The organism is Streptomyces sp. R28, from assembly GCF_041052385.1.
GTDB lineage: Bacteria > Actinomycetota > Actinomycetes > Streptomycetales > Streptomycetaceae > Streptomyces.
In genome coordinates, this window is sequence record NZ_CP163439.1 from 9,519,566 (window position 1) to 9,543,153 (window position 23,588).

22 protein-coding genes and 1 tRNA gene are annotated in these 23,588 nt (G+C 72.0%); 13 read left to right on the forward strand and 10 right to left on the reverse strand.

Annotated elements, in window-relative coordinates; translation table 11 throughout:
• Nucleotides 1-93: 93 nt before the first annotated feature.
• Both cobF and AB5J49_RS41785 read right to left on the reverse strand, forming a co-directional pair.
• Nucleotides 94-885: a precorrin-6A synthase (deacetylating) gene (cobF, locus tag AB5J49_RS41780; protein WP_369174088.1), complete on the reverse strand. Its 792-nt coding sequence runs from the start codon at nt 883-885 to the stop codon at nt 94-96.
• 211 nt (nt 886-1,096) lie between these two features.
• Nucleotides 1,097-1,618: a DUF309 domain-containing protein gene (locus tag AB5J49_RS41785; protein ID WP_369174089.1), complete on the reverse strand. Its 522-nt coding sequence runs from the start codon at nt 1,616-1,618 to the stop codon at nt 1,097-1,099.
• A 115-nt stretch (nt 1,619-1,733) separates the two neighbouring features.
• Between AB5J49_RS41785 and AB5J49_RS41790 the strand changes: the two genes are divergently transcribed.
• From AB5J49_RS41790 to hypE, 11 genes are all read left to right on the forward strand, one after another.
• Nucleotides 1,734-1,807: transfer RNA gene (locus AB5J49_RS41790), tRNA-Pro, on the forward strand.
• Between the two features lie 580 nt (nt 1,808-2,387).
• Nucleotides 2,388-2,597, forward strand: a complete 210-nt coding sequence (locus tag AB5J49_RS41795; protein ID WP_369174090.1) for a DUF6243 family protein — start codon at nt 2,388-2,390, stop codon at nt 2,595-2,597.
• Between the two features lie 461 nt (nt 2,598-3,058).
• A complete protein-coding gene (locus tag AB5J49_RS41800) occupies nt 3,059-6,607 on the forward strand; it encodes a SpoIIE family protein phosphatase (RefSeq protein WP_369174091.1) in 3,549 nt (1,182 codons plus the stop codon).
• Between the two features lie 199 nt (nt 6,608-6,806).
• Entirely contained in the window at nt 6,807-7,175 is a 369-nt protein-coding gene (locus tag AB5J49_RS41805; RefSeq protein ID WP_369174092.1) for a low affinity iron permease family protein, read from the forward strand.
• 66 nt (nt 7,176-7,241) lie between these two features.
• The gene (locus tag AB5J49_RS41810; RefSeq protein WP_369174093.1) at nt 7,242-8,966 is read left to right on the forward strand and encodes an enoyl-CoA hydratase-related protein; all 1,725 of its coding nucleotides are present in this window, start codon (nt 7,242-7,244) and stop codon (nt 8,964-8,966) included.
• Complete coding sequence (locus AB5J49_RS41815) at nt 8,963-9,559, forward strand: hydrogenase maturation protease (RefSeq protein WP_369174094.1); 597 nt, start codon at nt 8,963-8,965, stop codon at nt 9,557-9,559. The genes AB5J49_RS41810 and AB5J49_RS41815 overlap by 4 nt, the downstream gene beginning before the upstream one ends.
• Nucleotides 9,560-9,624: 65 nt before the next feature.
• Nucleotides 9,625-10,377, forward strand: a complete 753-nt coding sequence (gene hypB, locus AB5J49_RS41820; protein ID WP_369174095.1) for a hydrogenase nickel incorporation protein HypB — start codon at nt 9,625-9,627, stop codon at nt 10,375-10,377.
• A complete protein-coding gene (gene hypF, locus AB5J49_RS41825) occupies nt 10,374-12,704 on the forward strand; it encodes a carbamoyltransferase HypF (protein WP_369174096.1) in 2,331 nt (776 codons plus the stop codon). Before hypB ends, hypF begins: the two co-directional genes overlap by 4 nt.
• A gap of 3 nt (nt 12,705-12,707) precedes the next feature.
• Nucleotides 12,708-13,025 carry a HypC/HybG/HupF family hydrogenase formation chaperone gene (locus tag AB5J49_RS41830; RefSeq protein ID WP_369174097.1) on the forward strand — a complete coding sequence of 106 codons (318 nt, stop codon included), beginning with the start codon at nt 12,708-12,710 and terminating at the stop codon, nt 13,023-13,025.
• Nucleotides 13,022-14,164, forward strand: coding sequence for a hydrogenase formation protein HypD (gene hypD / locus AB5J49_RS41835; RefSeq protein WP_369174098.1), 1,143 nt, complete (start codon nt 13,022-13,024; stop codon nt 14,162-14,164). Before AB5J49_RS41830 ends, hypD begins: the two co-directional genes overlap by 4 nt.
• Complete coding sequence (gene hypE / locus AB5J49_RS41840) at nt 14,157-15,227, forward strand: hydrogenase expression/formation protein HypE (protein ID WP_369174099.1); 1,071 nt, start codon at nt 14,157-14,159, stop codon at nt 15,225-15,227. Before hypD ends, hypE begins: the two co-directional genes overlap by 8 nt.
• A gap of 50 nt (nt 15,228-15,277) precedes the next feature.
• On the opposite strand, the gene hypA is transcribed toward hypE, so the two are convergent.
• From hypA to AB5J49_RS41880, 8 genes are all read right to left on the reverse strand, one after another.
• Nucleotides 15,278-15,616 (reverse strand): hydrogenase maturation nickel metallochaperone HypA, encoded by a 339-nt coding sequence (hypA, locus tag AB5J49_RS41845; protein ID WP_369174100.1) that lies wholly within the window; start codon nt 15,614-15,616, stop codon nt 15,278-15,280.
• A 7-nt stretch (nt 15,617-15,623) separates the two neighbouring features.
• Nucleotides 15,624-15,758: a hypothetical protein gene (locus AB5J49_RS41850; protein WP_369175508.1), complete on the reverse strand. Its 135-nt coding sequence runs from the start codon at nt 15,756-15,758 to the stop codon at nt 15,624-15,626.
• Nucleotides 15,759-15,840: 82 nt separating this feature from the next.
• On the reverse strand, nt 15,841-16,047 hold the full coding sequence (locus tag AB5J49_RS41855; RefSeq protein WP_369174101.1) for a hypothetical protein: 207 nt from the start codon (nt 16,045-16,047) through the stop codon (nt 15,841-15,843).
• Between the two features lie 44 nt (nt 16,048-16,091).
• Complete coding sequence (locus tag AB5J49_RS41860) at nt 16,092-16,688, reverse strand: DUF5947 family protein (protein WP_369174102.1); 597 nt, start codon at nt 16,686-16,688, stop codon at nt 16,092-16,094.
• Nucleotides 16,685-17,260: a NifU family protein gene (locus AB5J49_RS41865; RefSeq protein ID WP_369174103.1), complete on the reverse strand. Its 576-nt coding sequence runs from the start codon at nt 17,258-17,260 to the stop codon at nt 16,685-16,687. The genes AB5J49_RS41860 and AB5J49_RS41865 overlap by 4 nt, the downstream gene beginning before the upstream one ends.
• Nucleotides 17,253-19,046: a nickel-dependent hydrogenase large subunit gene (locus AB5J49_RS41870; RefSeq protein WP_369174104.1), complete on the reverse strand. Its 1,794-nt coding sequence runs from the start codon at nt 19,044-19,046 to the stop codon at nt 17,253-17,255. The genes AB5J49_RS41865 and AB5J49_RS41870 overlap by 8 nt, the downstream gene beginning before the upstream one ends.
• A 67-nt stretch (nt 19,047-19,113) precedes the next feature.
• The gene (locus tag AB5J49_RS41875) at nt 19,114-20,202 is read right to left on the reverse strand and encodes a hydrogenase expression protein HypE (protein WP_369174105.1); all 1,089 of its coding nucleotides are present in this window, start codon (nt 20,200-20,202) and stop codon (nt 19,114-19,116) included.
• Nucleotides 20,199-21,860 (reverse strand): hypothetical protein, encoded by a 1,662-nt coding sequence (locus AB5J49_RS41880; protein ID WP_369174106.1) that lies wholly within the window; start codon nt 21,858-21,860, stop codon nt 20,199-20,201. The genes AB5J49_RS41875 and AB5J49_RS41880 overlap by 4 nt, the downstream gene beginning before the upstream one ends.
• Before the next feature lie 223 nt (nt 21,861-22,083).
• Here AB5J49_RS41880 and AB5J49_RS41885 point away from each other — a divergent pair, with 223 nt between their 5' ends.
• A complete protein-coding gene (locus AB5J49_RS41885) occupies nt 22,084-22,782 on the forward strand; it encodes a hypothetical protein (RefSeq protein ID WP_369174107.1) in 699 nt (232 codons plus the stop codon).
• A 54-nt stretch (nt 22,783-22,836) separates the two neighbouring features.
• Nucleotides 22,837-23,499: an NUDIX domain-containing protein gene (locus AB5J49_RS41890; protein WP_369174108.1), complete on the forward strand. Its 663-nt coding sequence runs from the start codon at nt 22,837-22,839 to the stop codon at nt 23,497-23,499.
• Nucleotides 23,500-23,588: the final 89 nt, after the last annotated feature.

Genomic DNA, 23,588 nt, shown 5'->3' on the forward strand with positions numbered 1-23,588 from the left:
GTGCCGCACGGGTGCCGGTCCCCGAGGCGCCCCATGGCGCCTCGTGCCGTTACCGCGCTTCCTGCCCCTGCTGCTGCCTCTGCCTCTACTGCTCTACCGCTTCTTCTCTTCCGTCTCTTCCGTCCGATTCCGGCGAAGCAGATAGGTGTCCATGATCCAGCCCTTGCGCTCCCGGGCCTCGGCGCGCAGCCGCTCGATGCGGGGCGCGGCCTCGGCGATCGGGCCGGAGGCGAGGATCTCGTCCTGGGTGCCGATGTACGCGCCCCAGTAGATGTCGATGTCCTGGTCGGCGTACTGCCGGAAGACCTGGTGGGCGTCGAGCATCACCACCACGTCGTCCACGCCGTCCGGGAAGCCCTCGGCCAGCCGTCGGCCGGTGGTGATCTGCACGGGCCGGGCGACCCGGTTGAGCCCCGTCCGATGCCGGGCGACGAGGGCCGAGACACTGCTGATGCCGGGCACGACGTCGTACTCGAAGTCCACGGCGCCCTTGTCCAGGACCTCCTCCAGGATTCCGAGCGTGCTGTCGTACAGCGCGGGATCACCCCACACCAGGAACGCGCCGGTCTCGTCCGCGCCCAGCTCCTCGGCGATCAGCCGCTCGTAGATCCCGGCGCGGGCACTGCGCCAGTCCCCGACGGCCGGGGAGTACGCGGCGCCCCCCGCCGACCGGTCCCGATCCGGATCCCGCGCCTCGACCACCCGGTATGTCCCCTGCGGTATGTGCGCGTCCAGCATGTCCCGGCGCAACTGCGTGAGGTCGGACTTCACCTCGCCCTTGTCGAGGATGAAGAACACGTCCGTACTCCGCAGCGCCCTGACCGCCTGCAGCGTCAGCTGCTCCGGGTCGCCCGCGCCGATACCGATGACATGAATCTTTCGCACGCCCCGAGTCTGCCGCACGCCACTGACAACGCGGACACCGCATCCATGCCGCCGGCGCCGAGGGCTCGAAAGACGAGGGCTCGAAAGAGGTGGGGCGGGACTTGCAGCCGCGGTGCGCTGCGCGGCGGACGGACCCATGCGCTCCGCGCCCGCGCGTGCTGCACGCACGCCCCGATCGGCAGAGCACCCCCGCCCGCATCCCCATCCCCCTCTACGCCTGCCCGCGCAGCCTCGGCGCCCGCTCCCGCGCATCCACGGTCTCGTCGCCCGCCTCCACGACTCCCGCCAGCTCCCGAGCCCACGCGACCAGCCCCGCGAGATCCATCCCGTACGGCCGCTGCCGCCCGGCACCCGACGCCCACTCCTCCACAGCCCCGGCCCCGCGACGCAGCAACCTCGCCCCACCGGTCACGTTCCCGCGGGCCGAGTGGGTGAGGCCCACCGCGAGCTGGGCCAGCGAGCGCCACAGGGCCCGCTCCTCCGGCGGGCCCGTCTTCCAGGCGTCCTCGAAGACCTCGTGCGCATGGAACGGTTTCCCAGCGTCCAGCAGCTGCTGGGCCTCGACGACGCTCTGCTCCGGGGTGCGTACCAGGCCCTCGGGCTGGCGGGCGACGCCGTCCGTGCCGTAGGGGAGAGGGCGCCCGAGACCGTCCCGGGGGCGCGCGTTGCGTGCCCGGCCCTCGCTGTCCCGGTCCCGTGCGTCGGTCTGCCGTCCTGACGGTGTGGTGGCCATGCACCGATTGTCCATCGCGCTGTCCGTCCCCCGCCGGACGCCCTTTTCGGCTCGGTCCCCGGCGTGAGGTAAAGTTCTGCATGCGTGATCACGCGGTTCGCCGCGCGACAGGCACCGGGACGTGGCGCAGCTTGGTAGCGCACTTGACTGGGGGTCAAGGGGTCGCAGGTTCAAATCCTGTCGTCCCGACTTTGCGAAGTCGCAGGTCAGGGGTCGTTTCAGAGAAGATCTGAAGCGGCCCCTTGGTCATTTTTGGGGACCGATTGGGGACCCGCGCACCTGACCGGAAGTGAAGCGCACTTTGACCCGGTCAAGGTGCGCCATGCGGCCCGTGGGCGTGCGCACGGTGTGTTCCAGGGCCGCGTTCAGGGCTGCTGCCGGCCATGGACAGCTCGTCGGCCGTTGGTCCGGGAACGGTCCGGATCTTGCTTTGCCCGGGGTGACCGCCCCGGCGGCAGACAGCGGTCGTGCCCTACGGCAACTGCTCGTACGCCCGGCCAGACAGGGGCTCCGGCCAACACCGAACCCCCACTGGCTCTGGAAGGAAACGGCTGACCCCGGGCGCTCGCCGAAGGCCCGGCCGACGCCGGGACGGCGAAAAACTTGGTGTGCGGGGCCGACAGGACCGGGTAACGTCTTGGTCATGTTCTTCCAGACGCCGATTTACGAGTGAGAGCGTGATGGGCCCCTGCTGACGTCCTTCGGCGTCGCCGCGCCCGTCCCCCACCGATGAATCCGTAGATCACTTCACATCATTCCGGGAGAACCCGTGAGCAAGAACATCAACAACCCCGTGGGCATGGGCGGCGGCCAGCGCAAGAAGCTGTCCCGCGCCGAACGGCAGAACAACGGTCCGCACCGCAACCTCGACCGCCAGAGTGCCGCCGACCAGAAGGCGGAGCTGGTGCGCAAGATGCGCGAGAAGGCAGGCGCAGCCGAGGGCGCCGGGGAGACGGGCGACGACACCGCACAGAGCTGACGCACCGCCGCCGCAGGGCGGCACCGCACGGGGCAGGGCCCGGACCACGACGCGTGGTCCGGGCCCTGCTGCCGTACCGGGCGGGGCCTGCCCCGCTCAGCTCTCGGCCGGTGTGGGATCCGCGACTTCGTACGCACTGGGTCCTGCGGAAACGCCGGAATCCGGGCCGCGGTGTGGCAGCAGTGGCGGTTGCAGGTGTGCGGGAATTCTGGACACCGTCGGCGGTGTCGGCGCCCACAGGGGCTGCGAGGCGACGATCGCCGCCGTCGGCGTGCGGCTGCAGGCGTACACTGCGGAGAAGATCACGGTTTTAGTCATTTTGACCTCGTAATTCTGGCAGGAGCGTAGCCAGAACCGCCGGATCCGGCGTCCGATCTGCCCGCAAAGTCCGCAGCAAGTGGCCGTCGGCAGCCTTGGGAGGGCGCGCGCGGAAGAGATAGGCGCCAGGAGGACGATTCTCGATGACCCGGCCCGATGACCCGCGCACCGCGGCGGCCCGGATGTTCGCCGAGGCCGGCGCGTTCGGTGAGCTCCTGGCCGGGATCGACTGGGCGACGACGCCGCTCGGGCCCCCCGAGTCCTGGCCGGGGCCCCTGGTGGACACCCTGCGCCTCATGCTCACCTCTGAGCACGGGATGGCCCTGTACTGGGGCGCCGAATTCGTCACGCTGTACAACCTGGGCGCCGCACCCATTCCCGGCGCCACACACCCCTGGGCGCTCGGCAAACCCTACAAGGAGGTGTTCCCCGAGGTCTGGGCCCCCGTGAGTTCCCACTTCCACTATGTGACCGACACCCGCAAGCCCCTGCTGATCCCGGATGAGCCGCTCATCATGGAGCGCCACGGCTTTTTGGAGCAGTGCTACTTCGACTCCTCCTTCCAGCCCGTGCTGCTGGACGACGGCACCGCCGGCGGCGTGCTGCAGATCCTCACCGAGACCACCGGCCGGGTGCTTGGCGAGCGCCGGCTGCGCCTGCTGAGCGAGACCGGCGCCCGCACCGCCGGGCTGCCCACCCCGGACGAGGTCGCCCGCGTCGTCGCGGAGGTGCTGGGCTCCTATCCCGAGGAGATCCCGTTTCTGGGCCTGTACCTGGCCTCCGAGCCGGGGATGCTGCGGCCGGCGGCCTCCGTCGGGCTGCGGCCGGCGCCCGAGGCCGCCTCGCTGAGTGCGGCCGACGGGTCGGAGATCGCGACCCGGCTGGCGCAGGTCGTCGCCGACGGTGCCCCTGCCGCGCTGCCGGCTGCCGCGCTCACCGGCGACAACACCGCCGGGCTCCACGCCGCGGCCTCCCGGCTCCCGGTCGAGCAGGCGCTGGCTCTGCCGCTGGACTGTGCGGGGCAGGTGGGAGGCGTCCTGGTGGTGGGCGTCAACCCCTGCTTCCCACCGGCCGGGGCCTACCGGGACTTTTTGGAGGTGCTCGCCGCCGCCGTGGCCGGGGCGCTGACGGCCGCGCTCGCCCACGACGAGCAGCGGCGGCGGGCGGAGGCGCTGGCCGAGCTGGACCGGGCCAAGACCACCTTCTTCGCCAACGTCAGCCACGAGTTGCGCACCCCGCTCACCCTGCTCCTGGGCCCGCTCCAGCAGGCCCTGGCCGACGAGGACCGGCCCGAGCGGCGCGAGCAGCTGGAGCTGGCCGAGCGCGGCGCGCTGCGCCTGCTGAAGCAGGTCAACACCCTCCTGGACGTCGCCAGGGCCGGGGCCGGACAGATGCGCCCGGCCTTCGAGCCGGTCGACCTCGCCGGTGCCACGGCCGAGCTGGCCGGGGTGTTCCGCTCCGCTTTCGAAGCGGCCGGGCTGACGCTGGAGGTGGACTGCCCGCCGCTGCCCAAGCCGGTGTCCCTGGACCGGGAGATGTGGGAGAAGATCATCCTCAACCTGCTCAGTAACGCACTGAAGTTCACCTTCACCGGCGGCGCCCGGGTGCGGGTGGCCGCGGCCGGCGACTGGGCCCGGCTGACCCTGACCGACACCGGCACCGGAATTCCCGCTGACGAGCTGCCGCGCCTGTTCGAGCGCTTCCACCGGGTCCGCGGCGCCCGCTCCCGCTCCCACGAGGGCAGCGGCCTCGGCCTGGTGCTGGTGAAGGACCTGGTGGAAGCGCACGGCGGCACCGTCGGCGTGGACAGCCGGCTCGGCCAGGGCACCACCGTCACCGTGGACCTCCCCTTCGCCGCCGCCCCCCGGCCCCGCCCGGACCCGCCCGCGGCCGGCGCCGGATCCCCCGGGGAAGGCGGAGGCGGCAGGCCCGGCCGCGCCGCGGCCTATGTGGACGAGGCGCTGGGCTGGCTGGCGGCCGCCCCCGTCCCCGCCGCGGCCACCCCCGCGGCACGCACCCCGCACGCCCCCGCGACCCACGATGCCCCCCACGGCCCCGGCCCGCACGAAACCGACCGCCCCCACCCGGCCCGCCTGCTGGTCGTCGACGACAACGCCGACATGCGCGCCTACCTCACCCAGCTCCTGCAGCCCGACTACGACGTGCTGCTCGCCGCCGACGGCCGGGCCGCCCTGGACTTGGCCCTGGCGCAGCCGGTGGAGCTGGTGCTCAGCGACGTGATGATGCCCCGCATGGACGGCTTCGAGCTGGTCCGGGCGCTGCGCGCCGACCCGCGCACCGCCCGTCTGCCCATCGTCCTGCTCACCGCCCGCGCCGGCGAGGAGGAATCCGTGCAGGGCCGGCAGGCCGGCGCCGACGACTACCTGGCCAAACCCTTCTCAGCGCGCCAGCTGCTGGCGCGTGTCCGCACCGGGTTGGAACTGTCCCGGCTGCGTGAACAGGTCCTGACCGAGACCCGCAACCAGCTGGCCGTGCTGGCCACCCTGGCCGACGCGGGCCTGCGGCTGTCCGCCACCCTCGACCCGGACCAGATACTGCAGACTGCCGGACAGATCCTGCTGCCCGACTTCGCCGACCAGATCAGCATCTACCTCACCGCCGCGGCACCCGCCCCGGCGCAGTCGCCCCCGGCATACATCGCGGGCACCCCTCTTCTTGCCCGCGAGGCCCTGGCCACCGCCGCCACCCACGCGATCAACGGCACTGCCCCAGCCCCAGCCGGCCCGCACCCGGCGCCCGCCGCCGTGCTGGCCCTGCCGCTGCACGCCCACGACCAGACACTGGGGGCCCTGGTACTGGTCCGGCACACCGACTACTCCGCGGTCGAGCACAAGTATCTGGAGAACCTCGCCCACCGCCTGGCCCTGGCCTACGACAACGCCACCAGGTACCACAACGAGCGTCGCCTCGCCCTGACCCTGCAGCGCGCCCTGCTGCCCCACCGCCTGCCCCAGGTGCCCGGGGTGCGCCTGGCCACCCACTACCGGGCCAGCAACCGCGGCGCCGAGGTCGGCGGCGACTGGTACGACGTGCTCGCACTGCCCGACGGTGCCGTGGGGCTGGCCATCGGCGACGTCATGGGCCACGACGTGGAAGCCGCCACCGTGATGGGCCAACTCCGCTCCGCCCTGCACAGCCTCGCGATGGAGGGCGCCGGCCCGGCCCAGGTGCTGGCCAGGCTGGACGCCTACCTGCAGTCGCTCGACATCGAACGCTTCGCCACCTGCCTGTACGCGGTCTACAACCCACACCGCCACCGCCTGCGCTACGCCGCCAGCGGGCACCTACCGCCCTTGCTGGTAGCCGCCGACACCGCCTACCTGGAGCTGCCCCCGGCGCTGCCGCTGGGACTGGGCAGCACCCCGGTCGACCGTGAGGTTGCGTTCCCGCCCGGCACCAGCCTGCTGCTGTACACCGACGGCCTGGTGGAAAACCGGGCGCTGTCCCTGGACGACTGCCTGGCGGCCCTGCGCCAGACCTGCGGCGCGCTCCCCGTCGCCGCCCGCACCGACCCCCAGCAGATCATTGAACGGGCCCTGGAGCTGCTGAACGCCCCCGACCGGGTCGACGACGACGCCGCCCTGCTCGCCGCCACTGCCGAGCCATCGTGGCGAACCGGCGACCCGCAGGCTGACGGAACGGCCATCCAAACCGACCGCTACTACGCGTAGGCATTGTTATTGATCTTCCTACGGGGACAATCCGCTCCTGGGCGAGGTCGAGCAGCAGGCGGTCCGGCAGGCTGTAGTGGATCACCGTCCCTGAGGGTCAAGGAGTTGTCCTCGCGGGCGAGAGCCGGTGAGGGCCCTTTTCGTGTGGGGTCGGTCGGGGCGCGCGCCGTCCGCGGTGACGGTGGGGTAAGGCTCGCTCATGACCTTCAAGAGTCCTGTTCAGCGGGGTGGCCCGGGGCGTGGGCGGTTCGACCAGTTCGCGCAGTACGCCTCCAACTTCACGAGCTCGCCGCTGTTCTACCTGGTCTGCCTGATCCTCGTCGGCTTCTTCATCGCCTCCAGCGCGGCGCACATGGCGATCGAGGTGGTCCTGCTCGCGGGCGGGGCCATGACCGCGGTGACGCTGCTGCTCCTGGCCCTGCTGAAGAACGCCGAGATGCGCGCCGAACACGCGATCCAGCGCAAGCTCGACGCGATCGCCGAGGCCCTGGTGGACGTGCACAAGGGCGAGCAGAGCGAGGCCGTCGACAGACTGAGGGATGCGATCCGGATGGAGGAAGAGACCTGACCGAAGGGGGCGAAACGCCGCCGTGATCCTTTCCGGGTCCCCGGAAACCGGCGAGCATGCCATGTCATGAACATTTTGCTCGTCGCCAGCGCGTTCAACAGCCTGTCCCAGCGTGTGTACGCCGAACTGGCGGACCTCGGGCACCAAGTGGACGTCGTCCTCGCCTCACACGGCCCCGAAGCGGTCCGCGCCGCCGTGCACGAGACGCGCCCGGAGCTGATCATCGCTCCGATGCTGAAGACGGCGCTCCCCGAGGACGTATGGCGGGAACACACCTGTCTCGTCGTGCACCCGGGACCGCCCGGCGACCGCGGTCCCTCCTCCCTGGACTGGGCGATCGCCGAGGAGGCGCCGCACTGGGGAGTGACGGTGCTCCAGGCCGAGGCGGGGATGGACGCGGGCGACATCTGGGCGTCCGAGCCGTTCCCGGTGCCACCGGTGGGCAAGAGCGACCTCTACCGCAACGAGGCCTCCGACGCCGCCTCGGCCGCCGTCCTGCTGGCCGTGCGGCGGTACGCCGACGGTTCGTTCAAGCCGCGCCCGCAGAGCGATCCCGAGGTCGCGGTGGTGTGGCGCGACTTCTTCCGGCAGGAGCAGCGGAGGATCGACTGGGGGAGGGACAGCACCGAGGTGGTGCTGCGCAAGCTGCGCGGGGGCGACTCACAGCCCGGCGTGCTGGACGAGATCCTCGGCCGGGAGGTGTTCCTGCACGGCGGGCATCTCGAGGACCGGCTGCGCGGACGGCCCGGTGAGCTGCTCGCCACGCGGGCCGGGGCGGTCTGCCGGGCCACCCGGGACGGCGCGGTGTGGATCCCGGAACTGCGCCCCCGAAAGAGCTCCGGCGACCCCGCGCCGTTCCGCCGCCCGGCGGCCTCCGTGCTCGCGTCCTTCGCGGCCGACGGTGCCTTCAGCAGGGGCGGTCCGCACCGGCTGCCGGAGGACAAGGCCCCGCTCGAACTGCCCGCCGGCCGGCGCACCTGGACCGACATCCGCTACCGGCAGCAGGGCGACATCGGCTTCTTGACCTTCTCCTTCCCCGGTGGCGCGATGAGCACCGACCAGTGCCGCAGGCTGCTCGCCGCCTACCGGTACGCCCTCGCCCGCCCCACCTCGGTGCTGGTCCTCGGCGGAGTGCGGGACTTCTTCTCCAACGGCATCCATCTGAACGTCATCGAGGCGGCCGCCGACCCGGCCGGTGAGTCCTGGGCGAATCTCAACGCCATGGACGACCTGGTCGACGCGGTCCTGCGCACCACCGACCGGCTGGTGGTGGCGGCGCTCGGCGGCAACGCGGCGGCCGGCGGCCTGATGCTCGCTCTGGCCGCCGACGAGGTGTGGTGCCGCGCGGGCGCCGTCCTCAACCCGCACTACCGGCGGATGGGCCTGTACGGATCGGAGTACTGGACCTACACGCTGCCGCGCCGCGTCGGAGCGGAGACGGCCCGGCGGCTGGTGCACGAGGCGCTGCCCGTGAGCGCCGCCACGGCCGCGCGGATCGGACTGGTGGACCGGCTGGTACCGGTCGCGGCACAGGAATTCGCCGCCGAGACCGAGCGCCGGGCGGCCGCCCTCGCCGCCGCCCCCGACCTCGCGCGCCGGATCGCCGCGAAGGCTTCGGCACGCCAGGCGGACGAGGAACAGCGACCGCTCGCGGACTACCGGCGGGCCGAACTCGCCCGGATGCGCGCCATCTTCTTCGATCCGCAGGCTCCGTACCACGCCCTGCGCTCGGCCTTCGTGCGCAAGCAGCCGGGCGGCTCCGACCGGCCGCTGAGCGGGGGCGCGCGATGACCCGCGGCGGTGCGCGCCTGCTGGTGGCGGGCGTCGGCAACATCTTCCTCGCGGACGACGCCTTCGGCCCCGAGGTCGTCCGCGCCCTGGAACAGCGCCCGCTGCCGCCCGAGGTGCGGGTACGGGACTACGGCATCCGCGGCCTGGACCTCGCGTACGAGCTGCTGGACGGCTACGTCACCGCCGTTCTGGTCGACGCGGCCGAACGGGGCCACCCACCCGGCACGCTGTCCCTGATCGAGCCGGAACTTCCCGACGGTGCCCGGGCCGCGGCCCCGCCCGAGGCGCACGGCATGGACCCGGCGAAGGTCCTCGCCCTGGCCGCCCTCCTGGGCGACGGGCCGCTGCCGCGTGTCCTCGTGCTCGCCTGCGAACCCCAGGTGAGGCCGCGCGACGACGAGGACATCGTCCCGGGCCTCAGCACACCGGTCAGGGAGGCGGTCGACCGCGCCGTCGAGGCCCTGCACGCCATGGTCCCCGCGCTGCTCGCCGATCCGGCGTCCACACCCCCGTTGAGCCGCCCGGAGGAATCCGCGGCCCCCTCCGCGGCCGGGCTCGCCTGCCCTGCGGTCCACGGCGTCGAGGATCGATAGCCGCAGACCGGTTTGCGCGGTTTGCTCCCGATACACAGTCGAGTCAGCCGCGAGGAGCAGCGCCCATGTGCGAGTCCGTGGACGTCACCAAGGCCGTCCTGGCGAAGAACGACGGCCTGGCCGCGAGCCTGCGCGCCGAACTGGCCCGGCGCGCCGTGAGTGTCGTCAACCTGCTGTCCAGCCCGGGCAGCGGCAAGACGGAATTCCTCGGACGGGTGCTGGCCCGTGCGGTGGAGCGGGGCATCCCGGTGGCCGCGCTCACCGCCGACCTGGCGACGGAGAACGACGCCCGTCGGCTCGCCCGTTCCGGAGCGCCGGTGAAACAGCTGCTGACCGACGGGCTGTGCCATCTGGAGGCCCGGCAGCTGCGCGGCCACGTGGAGAACTGGCTGCCCGAGGGCACCGCGCTGCTCTTCGTGGAGAACGTCGGCAACCTCGTCTGTCCCGCCTCCTACGACCTCGGCGAGAGCCTGCGGATCGTGCTCATGGCGGTGACCGAGGGCGAGGACAAGCCGCTGAAGTACCCCACCGCCTTCGGCTCCGCCCACCTGGTGGTGCTCACCAAGACCGATCTGGCCGAGCCCGCCGGTTTCGACGAGGCGGCGTTCGACGCGCACGTACAGCGGGTCAATCCCGGGGTGGAGATCGTACGGTCGTGCGCCCGCACCGGCGACGGCGTCGACGCCGTCCTGGAGCGGGTGCTCGCCGCGCGGGACGGAGCCCCCGTCCACCGGCCGCCCCTCGCACCGCACCCCCACGGCCACGTCCATGAGCACGCGCAAGAGGACTCCGGCCTTACGGCCGGCCGCGTCTCGTGACAGCGCCCCCCGCCACGCAGGCGGTGCGCCGCCGCGTCACCGTGCGCGGCACGGTGCAGGGCGTGGGCTTCCGCCCGTACGTGCACCGCCTGGCCACCGACCTGACGCTGTCCGGGTTCGTCAGCAACACGGCGTACGGCGTGCTCATCGAGGTGGAGGGCCCACCGGACGGCGTCGACCGCTTCTGCGACCGGCTGGCCGACGAGCCTCCGCCGCTGGCCGCCGTCATCGGCATCGGTGTCGAGGACGTGCCCGTCACGGGAGCCGACGACGCCTTCGCGATCCGCTCCACCGAGCAGTCCCCGGGCCGCACGCTGCTCCCACCCGACACCGCGACCTGCGCCGACTGCCTGCGTGAGCTGGCCGACCCGGGGGACCGCCGACACCGGCACCCCTTCGTCACCTGCACCCACTGCGGGCCCCGCTTCACCATCGCCACCGCGATGCCGTACGACCGGGCGGCCACCACCATGAGCGGCTTCCCGATGTGTCCCGCCTGCGCCCGGGAGTACGGCGATCCCGGCGACCGCCGCTTCCACGCCCAGCCCGTGGCGTGCCCCCACTGCGGCCCCCGGGTGCGCCTGGTGCCCGCGGCCGGCAGCGGCATCCGCCCCGCCCGTGACGCCGACGCGCTCACGGTGGCCCGGGCGCTGCTGGCCGCCGGACGGATCGTCGCCGTGAAGGGCCTCGGCGGCTACCACCTGGCGTGCGACGCCACCGACGCACGGGCCGTCGACGCACTGCGCACCCGCAAGGCCCGGGGCGGCAAGCCCTTCGCGGTGATGTGCGCGGATCTCACCGACGCGGAGCGGCACTCCGTGGTCTCCGCGGCCGAGCGCGCCGCCCTCACCGGGCCCCGGCGCCCCATCGTCCTGTTGCGCCGACGCCCGTCGAACCTCGCCTCCGGCGTGTGCCCCGGCAGCCCCCACCTCGGCGTGATGCTGCCCTACACCCCCGTACACACCCTGCTGTTCGGGCTGCCCGGCGATCCTCCGGGCCCCCGGGTGCTGGTCATGACCAGCGGCAACCGCTCGGGGGAGCCGATCGTCACGGACGACGACGAGGCGCTCACGCGGCTGGCCGGACTGGCCGACGCCTGGCTCGCCCACGACCGTGTCATCGCCTCGCCGTGCGACGACTCCCTGCTGCGGGTACGCCCCGACGGCACCGAACAGGTGCTGCGCCGCTCCCGCGGGTACGTGCCCCGACCGGTGCGTCTGCCGGTCGCGCTGCGTCCCGCCCTCGCGGTGGGCGGCGATCTGAAGAACGCCCTCTGCGTCGGCGAGGGCGACCAGGCCTGGTTCGCGCCGCACATCGGCGACATGGGCGACCTGGCCACCCTGGAGGCCGTGCGGCGGGCGGAGTCGCACCTGCGGCGCCTGACCGGGGTGAGCCCAGAACTCGTCGCCGCCGACCGGCACCCTGGCTACCACTCGTCGCGGTGGGCCCGGCAGCACGCTCTCCAACTCCCCTGTTCCACCCCCGTGTTCGTCCAGCACCACCACGCGCACCTCGCCTCCACCATGGCCGAGCACGGCCTCGACGGCACCACACCCGTGATCGGCGTCGCGTTCGACGGCACCGGATACGGCGACGACGGCACCGTCTGGGGCGGCGAGATCCTGCTCGCCGACTACGCCGGTTACCGGCGCTTCGCCCATCTGACCCCCGCCCCGCTCCCCGGCGGTGACGCGGGTGTGGCCAACCCCTGCCGTCTGGCACTGGCCCGGCTGTGGGCCGCCGGTCTGCCGTGGGAGGCGGACCTGCCCAGCGTCGCCGCGTGCGAGGCCGATGAACTCGCCGTGTTGGAACGGCAGTTGACGCGCGATGTGGCGTGCGTGAGGACCTCCAGCATGGGACGGCTCTTCGACGCCGTGTCCTCCCTCGCGGGCGTGTGCCATCGCGCGGGTTACGAGGCCCAGGCAGCCGTGGAGTTGGAGGCCGCGGCCGCCGCTGCCTGGGGTGCCGACAGCACGGCGTACGCCTTCGGCATCGGTCGCGCGGGATGCGACCCGGCACCCGTGCTGAGCGCTCTCGTCGCCGACCTGCGGCGAGGCACCCCGCCACCGGTGATCGCCGCGCGCTTCCACCGTGGCGTGGCACGGGCCGTCGCGGAGATCTGCCGGCACGCACGCCGGGCCACCGGCCTGACCACCGTCGCCCTGAGCGGCGGGGTCTTCGCCAACGCGCTGCTGGACCAGGAGTGCACGGCGCTGCTGGCCGACGACGGCTTCGCGGTACTGCGGCACGGCGAAGTCCCGCCGAACGACGGCGGGTTGGCCCTCGGCCAGCTGGTGGTCGCGGCACACGAACGACAGAAGGAGTGACCCATGTGTCTGGCAGTGCCCGGCAAGGTCGTGTCCATCGACGACAGCGCCGATCCGCTCACCGGGCTGATCGACTTCGGTGGAGTGCAGAAGCAGGCGTGTCTGGAATACGTCTCCGACGTGCGGGTCGGTGAGTACGTCATCGTGCACGTCGGCTTCGCGCTGCAGCGCCTGGACGAGGAGTCGGCGCTCGCCTCCCTGAAGCTCTTCGAGGAACTGGGACTGCTGGAGGAGGAGTTCGGCGACGCCTGGCAGCAGGCGGCACGGGACGCGGGAGCCGCCGCCGTGACCGAGGAACCCCGAGAGAGCGAGGCCCGGTGAAGTACATCGACGAGTTCAACGACCCCGAGCTGGCACGGCGGCTGCTGGACGAGATCGGCGCCACCGCCACCCGGCCCTGGGCCCTGATGGAGGTGTGCGGCGGGCAGACCCACTCCATCATCCGGCACGGCATCGACCAACTCCTGCCCGAACAGGTGGAGTTGATCCACGGCCCCGGCTGCCCCGTCTGCGTCACCCCGCTGGACGTCATCGACCAGGCACTGGAGATCGCCTCACGCCCCGGCGTGATCTTCTGCTCCTTCGGTGACATGCTGCGCGTCCCGGGCACCGACCGCGACCTGTTCCGGGTCAAGGGCGAGGGCGGCGACGTACGCGTGGTCTACTCGCCGCTCGACGCCCTGGAGCTGGCCCGCCGCAACCCGGACCGAGAAGTGGTGTTCTTCGCCATCGGCTTCGAGACCACCGCCCCCGCCAACGCGATGGCCGTGCACCAGGCCCGCCGCCTGGGCCTGACCAACTTCAGCCTCCTGGTGTCGCATGTGCGGGTGCCCCCGGCCATCGAGGCCATCATGACGGCCCCCTCCTGCCGGGTGCAGGGCTTCCTGGCCGCCGGGCATGTGTGCAGCGTGATGGGCACGGCCGAGTACCCCGAACTCGCCGAGCGGTTCCGCGTACCGCTCGTGGTGACCGGCTTCGAACCGCTGGACATCCTCGAGGGCATCCGCCGCGCGGTGCGCCAACTGGAGCGCGGTGAGCACCGGGTGGAGAACGCGTACGCGCGCGCCGTGCGCGAGGACGGCAACCCGGCCGCCGTACGCATGATCGAGGAGGTGTTCGAGGTCACCGACCGGAACTGGCGCGGTATCGGGCCCATCCCGCTGAGCGGCTGGCGGCTGACCGAGGCGTTTCGCGCGTACGACGCCGAGCACCGCTTCGACGTCGCCGACATCCGCACCGAGGAGCCCGCCGAGTGCCGCGCCGGCGAGGTGCTCCAGGGGCTGATCAAGCCGACCGAGTGCGCCGCGTTCGGCACCACCTGCACCCCGCGCACCCCGCTCGGCGCGACCATGGTCTCCAGCGAGGGCGCCTGCGCCGCCTACTACCTGTACCGCCGGATGAACGGCCCGACGCCGCAGGCCACCCACGCCGTCCGCGAGGAGATGAACCCCGTTGCCTGAACTCGCCGACACGACCGTCGACCCCGCGAACTGGACCTGCCCCGCCCCACTGCGCGACCAGCCCGTCGTGGTGATGGGACACGGCGGAGGCGGAGCCCTGTCCGCCGAGCTGATGGAGCAGATCTTCGCCCCCGCCTACGGCAACGCCACCCTCGCCGCACTCGCCGACTCCGCCGTCCTCGAACTCGGCGGCGCCCGGCTGGCGTTCTCCACCGACGCCTACGTGGTCAGGCCGCTGTTCTTCCCCGGCGGCAGCCTCGGCGACCTCGCGGTCAACGGCACCGTCAACGACCTGGCGATGAGCGGCGCCCGGCCCGCCTACCTGTCCGCCGCCTTCGTACTGGAAGAGGGCGTGGAGCTGACCGTCGTCGAGCGGATCGCGCACGCCATGGGCGCGGCGGCCCAGGCGGCCGGGGTCGTCGTGGCCACGGGCGACACCAAGGTGGTGGAGTCCGGGCACGGCGACGGCGTGTACGTCACCACCGCCGGGGTGGGACTCGTCCCCGAGGGCGTGGACATCCGGCCCCAGCGGGCCCGGCCCGGCGACGCCGTCATCGTCAGCGGTCCGATCGGTCTGCACGGCGTGGCGATCATGAGCGTGCGGGAGGGGCTGGAGTTCGGCGTCGAGATCGCCAGCGACACCGCGCCGCTGGCTGACCTCGTGGCGGCGATGCTGGCGGTCACCCCGGACGTCCATGTGCTGCGCGACCCCACCCGGGGCGGTCTGGCCGCGTCCCTCAACGAGATCGCCCGCGCCTCGGGCACCGGCGTCCGGTTGCGGGAGCGGGCCATCCCGGTTCCGGACGCCGTCGCGAACGCCTGCGGCTTCCTGGGGCTCGACCCTCTCTACGTCGCCAACGAGGGCCGGCTCGTCGCGTTCGTGCCCCCTGCGGCGGCGGAGGAGGTCCTCGCGGCCATGCGCGCCCACCCGCAGGGCACCGGCGCCACGCTGATCGGGGAGTGCGTCACCGAGCACCCCGGCATGGTCGTGGTCGCCACCGGCCTCGGCGGCACCCGGGTGGTGGACCTGCCGCTCGGTGAGCAGTTGCCGCGGATCTGCTGATCCGAACACACCGGGCCCCGGCGGAGCACTCCGCCGGGGCCCGGTGTGTGTCAGTCGATCCCGATGATCTCCAGTTCCCGGCCGCTGCGCAGCTCCGTGGAGGGCTGGTCGCAGCGCGGGCACCAGAAGAACGGCGGCATGCCCACCGGGAACTCCTTGGCGCACGGGCCGCAGTAGGCCTGCGCGGGGACCTCCTCGACCACGAGCCGGGCGGCGGCGAGGGGGGTGCCGTCGCGGGCCACCTCGAAGGCGAAGTCCAGCGCGTCGGGGACGACTCCCGCCAGCTCGCCGACCCGGACGGTCACCGCCGAGACGGTGTCCGTCCCCTCGGCCCGGGCGAGTTCGTCGGCCCGCTCGATGATCGCCGTCGCGATCGACAACTCGTGCACGGCCGGCTCACGGGTAGCGGCGGCCCGCGCGCAGGCCGCCGGCCATCCGCCAGATCCGCATCTCGCGCCGCAGGCTCGGGAACTCCCGGACGAACAGTGCCACGGCCACAGCACCGGCCAGAGCGGCCTCGGCCATCAGCACCCGTTGCCCGGTCCTCCCGGCTTCCGCGACAGCCGTTCTCCCTGCTGGTTGGACCTTCATTCAGACGACTCCCTGTCGTTCCTCATCCCGGCGGGATGTTCGGCATGACGTCCAGGAGAGCGTCGTACCGCTTCCAATGGATCCCGGTGGAGCGGCGCGCGTCGGCGGTGCCGTCCTTGTGGTGCCCTCTCTGGTGCTCGTACGGCCCTGTGTTGCCCTGGTGCATACCGCGCACATGCCCGGTCGAGTCGGGCTTGGCCTGGGGTCGGCCGACCCTGATGCTGCCCATGGGGTGCTCTCCTTCCTCGCCTCCGTGCAACGGAGGGCTCGGGTTCACGGCCGCTCGGTGAGATCCTCGAAGAACCGCTCGACGGCCGGCCAGACACGGCCGCCGCCGGACAGGCCCTGCCATTCCCTGCGTACGACGGCGACCATCCGGTAGCAGTCGTCGACGGGCACGATCCAGTGGTGGTCGAGGCCGTGCACGGTGTTCACGAGCAGGGCCTCCACGTCCGGTGCCACGGAGGCCAGCTGCGGACACGCCGCGACCATCCGCTGCCAGGCAGCCGCGTCCACCTCCCATCGCATGGCCCCAGCCGGGCTCGGGCCCTCGGCGGTGACCGTGCCGTCGGCCCGGGGCACGAAGAAGACGAGGCCCACGGGCACGCCCAGGACCTCAGTGTCCACCCGGGGGAGCCGGATCCGCCTGCGGGGAACGAGCCGGTGGCGCCCCTCGCCCGCGCCGCTGTCGGCGAACAGCACCGAGCAGGGGCCGCAGGCGCAGCGCACCTGCTCTTCTGCGGTGTCGTACAGGTGAGCGTGCTCGTCGGGCACCGGCGCGGCGCACAGGTCACACCGCTCCGCGTCGGCCGTCGCGGTCAGGTCGGCCGAGGAGCGGATGAGGCGGGCCAGGGCGCCGTCCGTGGTCACCGTGCTCCTCGGCGGGTCAGGGTGGTCAGCGGGACGAATGCCGGAGCGGCGGCCCGCACCGGCTCCGCGTCGGTCCGTACCGGCTCCACGGCGGTGAGCTCCGGAGCGACGGCGAGCACCGCCTCCCGGACCACGGCGGTGACGTCGGCCGATCCTGAGCCGCACCCGGAACCACAACCGCCGCCCGCCGTCAGCCGGAGCTGGCCCACTTCACCCTCCACGCCCGCCCACTCCACGTCGCCGCCGCGTTCGCGCACGGCGGGCCGCAGCCGTTCGACCGCGCGGGCCGCCCGGCGCTCGACGGGCTCCGGGTGGACGTTGTGCAGCACCAGCAGATGCCCCAACAGCTCGTCGTCGGCGAGGCGTTCGGCCAGCTGCCCGTCCGCGAGGTCCATGACCCGGGCCAGCGCCTCGCCGTAGACCTCGGTGAGCAGCCGTACGGACTCGACGGCGGAGCGGGTGATGGGCCCTGGTGCGGCCTCGAGGCCTTCCAGCAGCTCGTCGAGCCGGGCCAGCCGGGCCTCGACGGCCGGGTCCGCGAGCCGTCCGGCGGGGGCCTCGGACTCAGCCATGGTTCGCTCCGTACGTCGGCGAGTGCAGGGTCGTCAGCGTCTTGCCCTTGCCGACGTACATGTGCACCCCGCACGGCAGACACGGGTCGAAGCTGCGGACGGTGCGCATGATGTCGACGCCCTTGAAGTCGTCCGGGCCGTTCTCCTCGAAGATCGGCTGCCCCTGGACGGCGTCCTCGTACGGGCCGGGGGTGCCGAACTTGTCGCGGGGGCTGGCGTTCCACGGGGTGGGCGGGTACGGGTGGTAGTTGGCGATCTTCTTGTCCTTGATCACCAGGTGGTGGGAGAGGACGCCGCGCACCGCCTCGTGGAAGCCGCAGCCGATCGCCTCGTCCGGCACCTCGAAGTTCTCGAAGACCTTGGTGTCGCCGGCCCGGACCAGGCCCATGGCCTCTTCCAGGAACTGCAGGGCCATGGCGGCCGCGTAGGCGACGAAGTACGGCCGGGCGCGGTCCCGTTCGAGGGTGTTGCTCCACTTCGGGATGCGCCACTCCAGGGTCGTCTCCGGCAGCGTCTCGCCCTTGGGCAGCGAGATGCGCACGCTGTGGCCGGTGGCCTTGATGTACGGGGTTTCGACCAGGCCGCTCAGCGCGGTCGACCACAGCCGGGCGAGCGGTCCGCCGCCGGTGTCCAGGGCGAGGTGGTCCCCGGTGCGCCCGTCGAGCCAGCGCGGGCTCATCACCCAGCTGTACTTGCCGTCGAAGTCGCGCTTCTGCGGCACCGGGACGGTGGTCTGGTTCCACGGGTGGCGCATGTCGACCGGGTTGCCCAGCGGGTCGTGGGTGACGAAGGGATCCTCGTTGACCCAGTCCTCGTAGTAGGAGCTGCCCAGCATGATGCGCAGGCCGAGGTTGATGTCGACGAGGTCGTTGGTGACCAGCTCGCCGTCGACGATGACGCCGGGGGTGACGTACATCGCCTTGCCCCACCGGTTCATGTTCTCGTAGCGGTAGTCGACGACGTCGGGGTCCTGGAAGGCGCCCCAGCAGCCCAGCAGGATGCGGCGCCTTCCGACCTCCTCGTAGCCGGGCAGCGCCTCGTAGAAGAAGTCGAAGACGTCGTCGTTCATCGCGACGGCCTTCTTGACGAAGTCGATGACCCGCATGAGCCGGCTGAGGTAGTCGGTGAAGACGGTCGGTTGCGGCAGCGTGCCGACACCACCGGGGTAGAGCGTGGAGGGGTGGACGTGCCGCCCCTCCATCAGGCAGAACATCTCGCGGGTGACCCGGCTGACCTTCAGGGCTTCCTTGTAGACCTCGCCCTCGAACGGGTTGAACGCCTTCATGATGCCGGCGATCGTGCGGTAGCCGTGGATGTCCCCGCGGGGCGCGTCGGTGCGTTCGGCGCGGGCCAGCAGACCGGGGTTGGTGGCCTTGACCATCGCCTCGCAGAAGTCCACGAACACCAGGTTGTCCTGGAAGATCGTGTGGTCGAACATGTACTCGGCCGCTTCGCCGAGGTTGACGATGTGCTCGGCCAGCCGGGGCGGCTTGACGCCGTAGGCCATCTGCTGGGCGTAGTCGGAGCACGTGGTGTGGTTGTCGCCGCAGATGCCGCAGATGCGGGAGGTGATGAAGCCCGCGTCCCGCGGGTCCTTGCCCTTCATGAACACCGAGTAGCCGCGGAAGAGCGACGAGGTGCTGTGGCACTCCACGACTTCCCGGTTGGCGAAGTCGATCTTCGTGTAGATGCCCAGGTTGCCGATGATCCGGGTGATCGGATCCCAGGACATGTCCACGATCTGCGCCGGCTTGCGTCCCGTGGGCCGGGCCTCGGTTGTGGTCATCGCTGTTACTGCCCCTCGCTGTCGGTCGGTGTCCGTAGGTCCCTGGTGGGGTGGGTGTCGCGCGGTGTCAGGGCCGCCAGTGCGGGTCGTAACCGCTGGTGAGCTTCCGCTTGTTGTGGCGCCATTTGGGTTCGTGGTTGACCAGCTCGTTGGTGAAGCCGCGCAGGCGGCGGATGACGGCGCCGTACGGCTTGATGGCGATCGACGACAGCGTTCCGCCGGGCGGCTCGTCCATGAAGGGCATGAACGCGTCGGGGAAGCCGGGCATGGTGCAGCCGATGCAGATGCCGCCGACGTTCGGGCAGCCGCCGATGCCGGCCATCCAGCCGCGCTTGGGCACGTTGCAGTTGACCACCGGGCCCCAACAGCCCGTCTTGACCAGACACTTGGGGGAGTTGTAGTCCCCGGCGAAGCTGGCCTGCTCGTAGTACGAGCCGCGGTCGCAGCCCTCGTGGACCGTCTTCCCGAACAGCCACTGCGGGCGCAGCATGTGGTCCAGAGGCGGCGGGGGAGCGGAGCCGGCCGCGTGGTAAAGGACCCAGATCAGGGTCTCCATGAAGTTCTCGGGCTGGATCGGGCAGCCCGGCACGTTCACCACGGGCAGCCCGCCCTGCGACCTGAAGTCCCAGCCCAGGTAGTCCGCGAGGCCCATGCATCCGGTGGGGTTGCCGGCCATCGCGTGGATGCCGCCGAAGGTGGCGCAGGTGCCGGCGGCCACCACCGCCCAGGCTCTGGGGGCCAGTTCGTCGATCCAGTGGTTCAGGGTCTGCGGCTCACCGGTCTCCGGGTCGTTGCCGAAGGACGTCCAGTAGCCGTCGCCCTCGATGATGTTCTGGTTGGGGATCGAGCCCTCGATGACGAGGATGAACGGGGCCAGGTCGCCGCGGGCCGCCGCCCGGTAGGGAGCGAGGAAGTCCTCGCCGCCCAGGCTCGGGGAGAGCACCTTGTTGACCAGGTTCACCTTCGGCAGGCCCGGGATCAGACCGAGCACCAGATCCTCGATGGAGGGCTGGTCGGCGGCCGTCAGGGAGACGGTGTCGCCGTCGCAGCTCATGCCCTCGGAGATCCAGAGGATGTGGATCTCGTCGAAGCCCTGCCGGTCCTCGCCGCGGCTGGGCTCGCCGCTGACCTCGGTGGTGGCGCTGTGCGTCGTCATGTCATCGGCCTCCGCTGCGGGGGGGTGGGGGAGTCGGTCGGCTCCAGTGGTTCGAGTTCGTCGGGCCGGAAGTAGTGGAAGCGGCCGTACCAGGTGTGCAGTTCGGCCGCGGGGTCGTCGTCGAGGGTGACGGCGAGGTGCGTGCTCCCGTCCACGTCGTGGAAGACGGCGGCCACCTCGGCGGTCCGGCCGACCAGGAACATGTCCTGGGCGTCGGCGCCCCGGCCCCGGGGGCGGAGCCGCACGCGACTGCCTCCCCCGACGGGCACGCCGTCGACGAGCACGGTGTCGGTGGTCGGGCACAGCCCGGCGTCGGCGCCCTCCTGCCACCAGGCGGGTCGTTCGGGGGTGGGGGAGACCGGTGGGGTGGGGTGTTCGGCGGCCGGGGTGGCAGGCGAGAGGGGGTCCACCGTGGCCGGGGTGGCAGGTGAGGGGGGACCTTCGGCGGCTGGGGGGCCGGACGAGGGGGAACTTACGGCGGCCGGGGTGGAAGGCGGGGGAGTGCCTTCGGCGGCCCGGGTGACCGGCGTCAGGGAGCGGACGGCGCCGTGCAGGCGCGCGAAGACCTCCGGGGGCATGGTGTCGACGCGGTCGAGGATCGCGGCGGCCCGCGGGTCGGTGGCGCGCGCTTCGCTCTTCTCCTCGTCCGTCAGCAGCATCGTGCGCAGCGTGAGGATCTCGTCGATCTCCGCCGCGTCGTGCAGATCCCCCGGGCTCTCCGGGGCCACCTGCGGATGGTCGGGGAGGATGATCGGCGAGGCGAGCAGAAGGTCTGCGGTGGCGCCGGCGCCGGTCTCCTCGGCGGGCGGTTCGCCGCCGAGAACGGGAAAGGCGAACTCGTTCCGGCACGCGCGCGCGTGCTCCTCCAGCGGTGCGGGCGGATCGATCAGCGAGGCGAACTCCACGCCCTGGCCGGCGATGAGCGTGTGCGTGGCGATGAGGGCACCGCGCAGGGCCTCGTCGCGGGGGGTGTGCGGCTCGGGCGCGGGCCCCGTGTTGGCGGTGAGCACCGTGAGTCGGTACACGCCCTCCGCGAGCCGCTCGGCCGCGAGCGTGGTGTGCGCCCGTACCTCCTCGCGCCGCCGCACGACGCGTCCGGCGCCCCCGGGCAACGGCTCGATGTCCGTGCCGGCTGACGCTCCCACAGCGGCGGTGCGGTCACCCGTCAGCAGGTCGTCCAGGGGGACGGTGAGGTCGACCTCGCGCGGAACCGCCTCGTCGAAGGTCAGGTGTGCCACACCGTCGTCCGTCCGAAGCGACGCGACCGCACGGTGGCTGCCGTCCGGGCCGGCCGTCTCCACCTGCTTGTGCTGCATCTGCAGGTACCGCACCTTCACCCGTACGACAGCGCCGGGCCCTCGGACGCGCAGCAGACACTCGGTCCGCTGGTACCAGGAGTCCGCGGAGCCGGACACGCCGGGGACGACAGGGCCGGCCGCCTCCACCCAGTCGCGGGGGAAGAGCACCCCGAACTGCCACCTGACGCGGTTCTTGGCCGAGGAGCGGCGGTAGGGGTAGAGGAGGTAGCCCTCGTAGAGGACGGCGTCGGCGACGGCGCTCAGCTGCTGCAAGCCGCTGCGGGACAGGTCCGGTGGCGGATCCTCGCCGCCCTCCGGGACAGCACGCGGCGCGCAGCCCTCGACCAGGCCTTCCGACATCCCGCCTCCTCGGATCCGTTTGCGCGCCCATCCCTTCCACCAAGGTCACATCGCTAACAGACCCGCGCCTCCTCCGGACCAGTGACGCTGAGCCGTTCAGGGGACCTATGGCGGTGATCAGTACGTAGGCCCGCTCGGATCGGCGCGGCTGGTAGGCTCCCGCTTCCGATCATGAGCATGGTCATTTGCTGGACGGGGACGGAGCGGGGGAGGGGGGGGCTCGATGCGAACGGTTTCGACGACGACGGCACTGGTGTGTCTGTTCACCGCAGCCGCGCTCACCGGGTGCGGGGCCGGTGACGGCGGCGCCGAGAAGTCCGCGGCGGACCTGCTCGACGAGGCCAACGACACGATGAGCGCACTGCGTTCCGTGACCATCGACATGAGCAACACCCCGGACCACGACCGCGACGGCACGGTCGCCTCGCGCCTGAGGACCGATCTGAAGGACCGGTGCACGGCGAAGACCACCTGGGCCGAGAACGGCAGCCTCGAACAGATCAGGATCGGCGAGACGAACTACGTCCGCCCGGACGCGACGTACCTGAAGAACTGGAGCGGCAGGTCGGTCGCCGACGTCCGGTCGAAGCAGTGGGCGAAGGTGCCCGCCCACGACGCGCAGCCGGGTGACGGACTGGCCGCGTGCACCTGGACGTTCGAGTCGTTCGGCACGGCGAAGAAGGGCGCGCCGACGCGCCTCGGCGACCGGGAGGCGATCGCCGTGCACGTCACGGACAAGGCGGACCAGGAAGGGACGTACACCTTCTACGTGGCCACTGAGGGCAAGCCGTACCTGCTGAGGACCGTCTACAAGGGTGGCGGGAACGTCACCACCACGTCGTTCAGCGCCTTCGACGAGCCGTTGGACGTCCGGCCGCCCGCGTCGGCGCAGGTGGTGGACAAGGCCGACATCGAGGACTGAAGGATGGTAGAAGCGGGCCATGACCAACTCGCTCATCCATCCGGCCGGTGCCCGATGACCGCCGGTATCGACACCCCCGACCGCCGTGGCCGCACCGGACTCGACCAGGCCGGCCGGGACCTGACCGGCAACCCCCGCGTCAAGGTGCGGGACGTGCGGCTCCTGTCCAGCCACTGGTACGTCGAGCGCGCGACGACCTTCGACTTCCAGCACGCCGACGGCACCTGGCGCACCCAGCAGCGCGAGACGCACGACCGCGGCAACGGGGCCACCATGCTGCTGTACGACGCCGAACGTGAAACCGTCCTGCTCACCCGCCAGTTCCGCTTCCCGGTGTACGTCAACGGTCACCCCGACGGCATGCTCGTCGAGACGCCGGGCGGGCTGCTCGACGACGATGACGAGCACCCGGAGATCGCGGTGCGGCGCGAGGTGGTGGAGGAGACCGGGCACACCATCGGCGAGGTCCGGCACGTCTTCGACGTCTACATGAGCCCGGGCTCGGTCACCGAACGCGTCAGCTTCTACGCCGCTGCCTACGGCCCCTCGACCCGCACCCACGAGGGCGGTGGCCTGGACGAGGAGGGCGAGGACATCGAGATCGTCGAACTGCCCTTCCGCCGGGCCCTGGAGATGATCCGCACCGGGGAGATCGCCGACGCCAAGACGATCATGTTGCTGCAATGGGCGGCGCTGGAGGGCCCGTTCGCGAACTGAGCGAGCCGATCCGCCGCGAAGTTCCTGCGCGAAGTTCCCGCGCGAAGTCCCTTGACTTGAAGTGCGCTTCAAGATGAAGACTCCCGTTC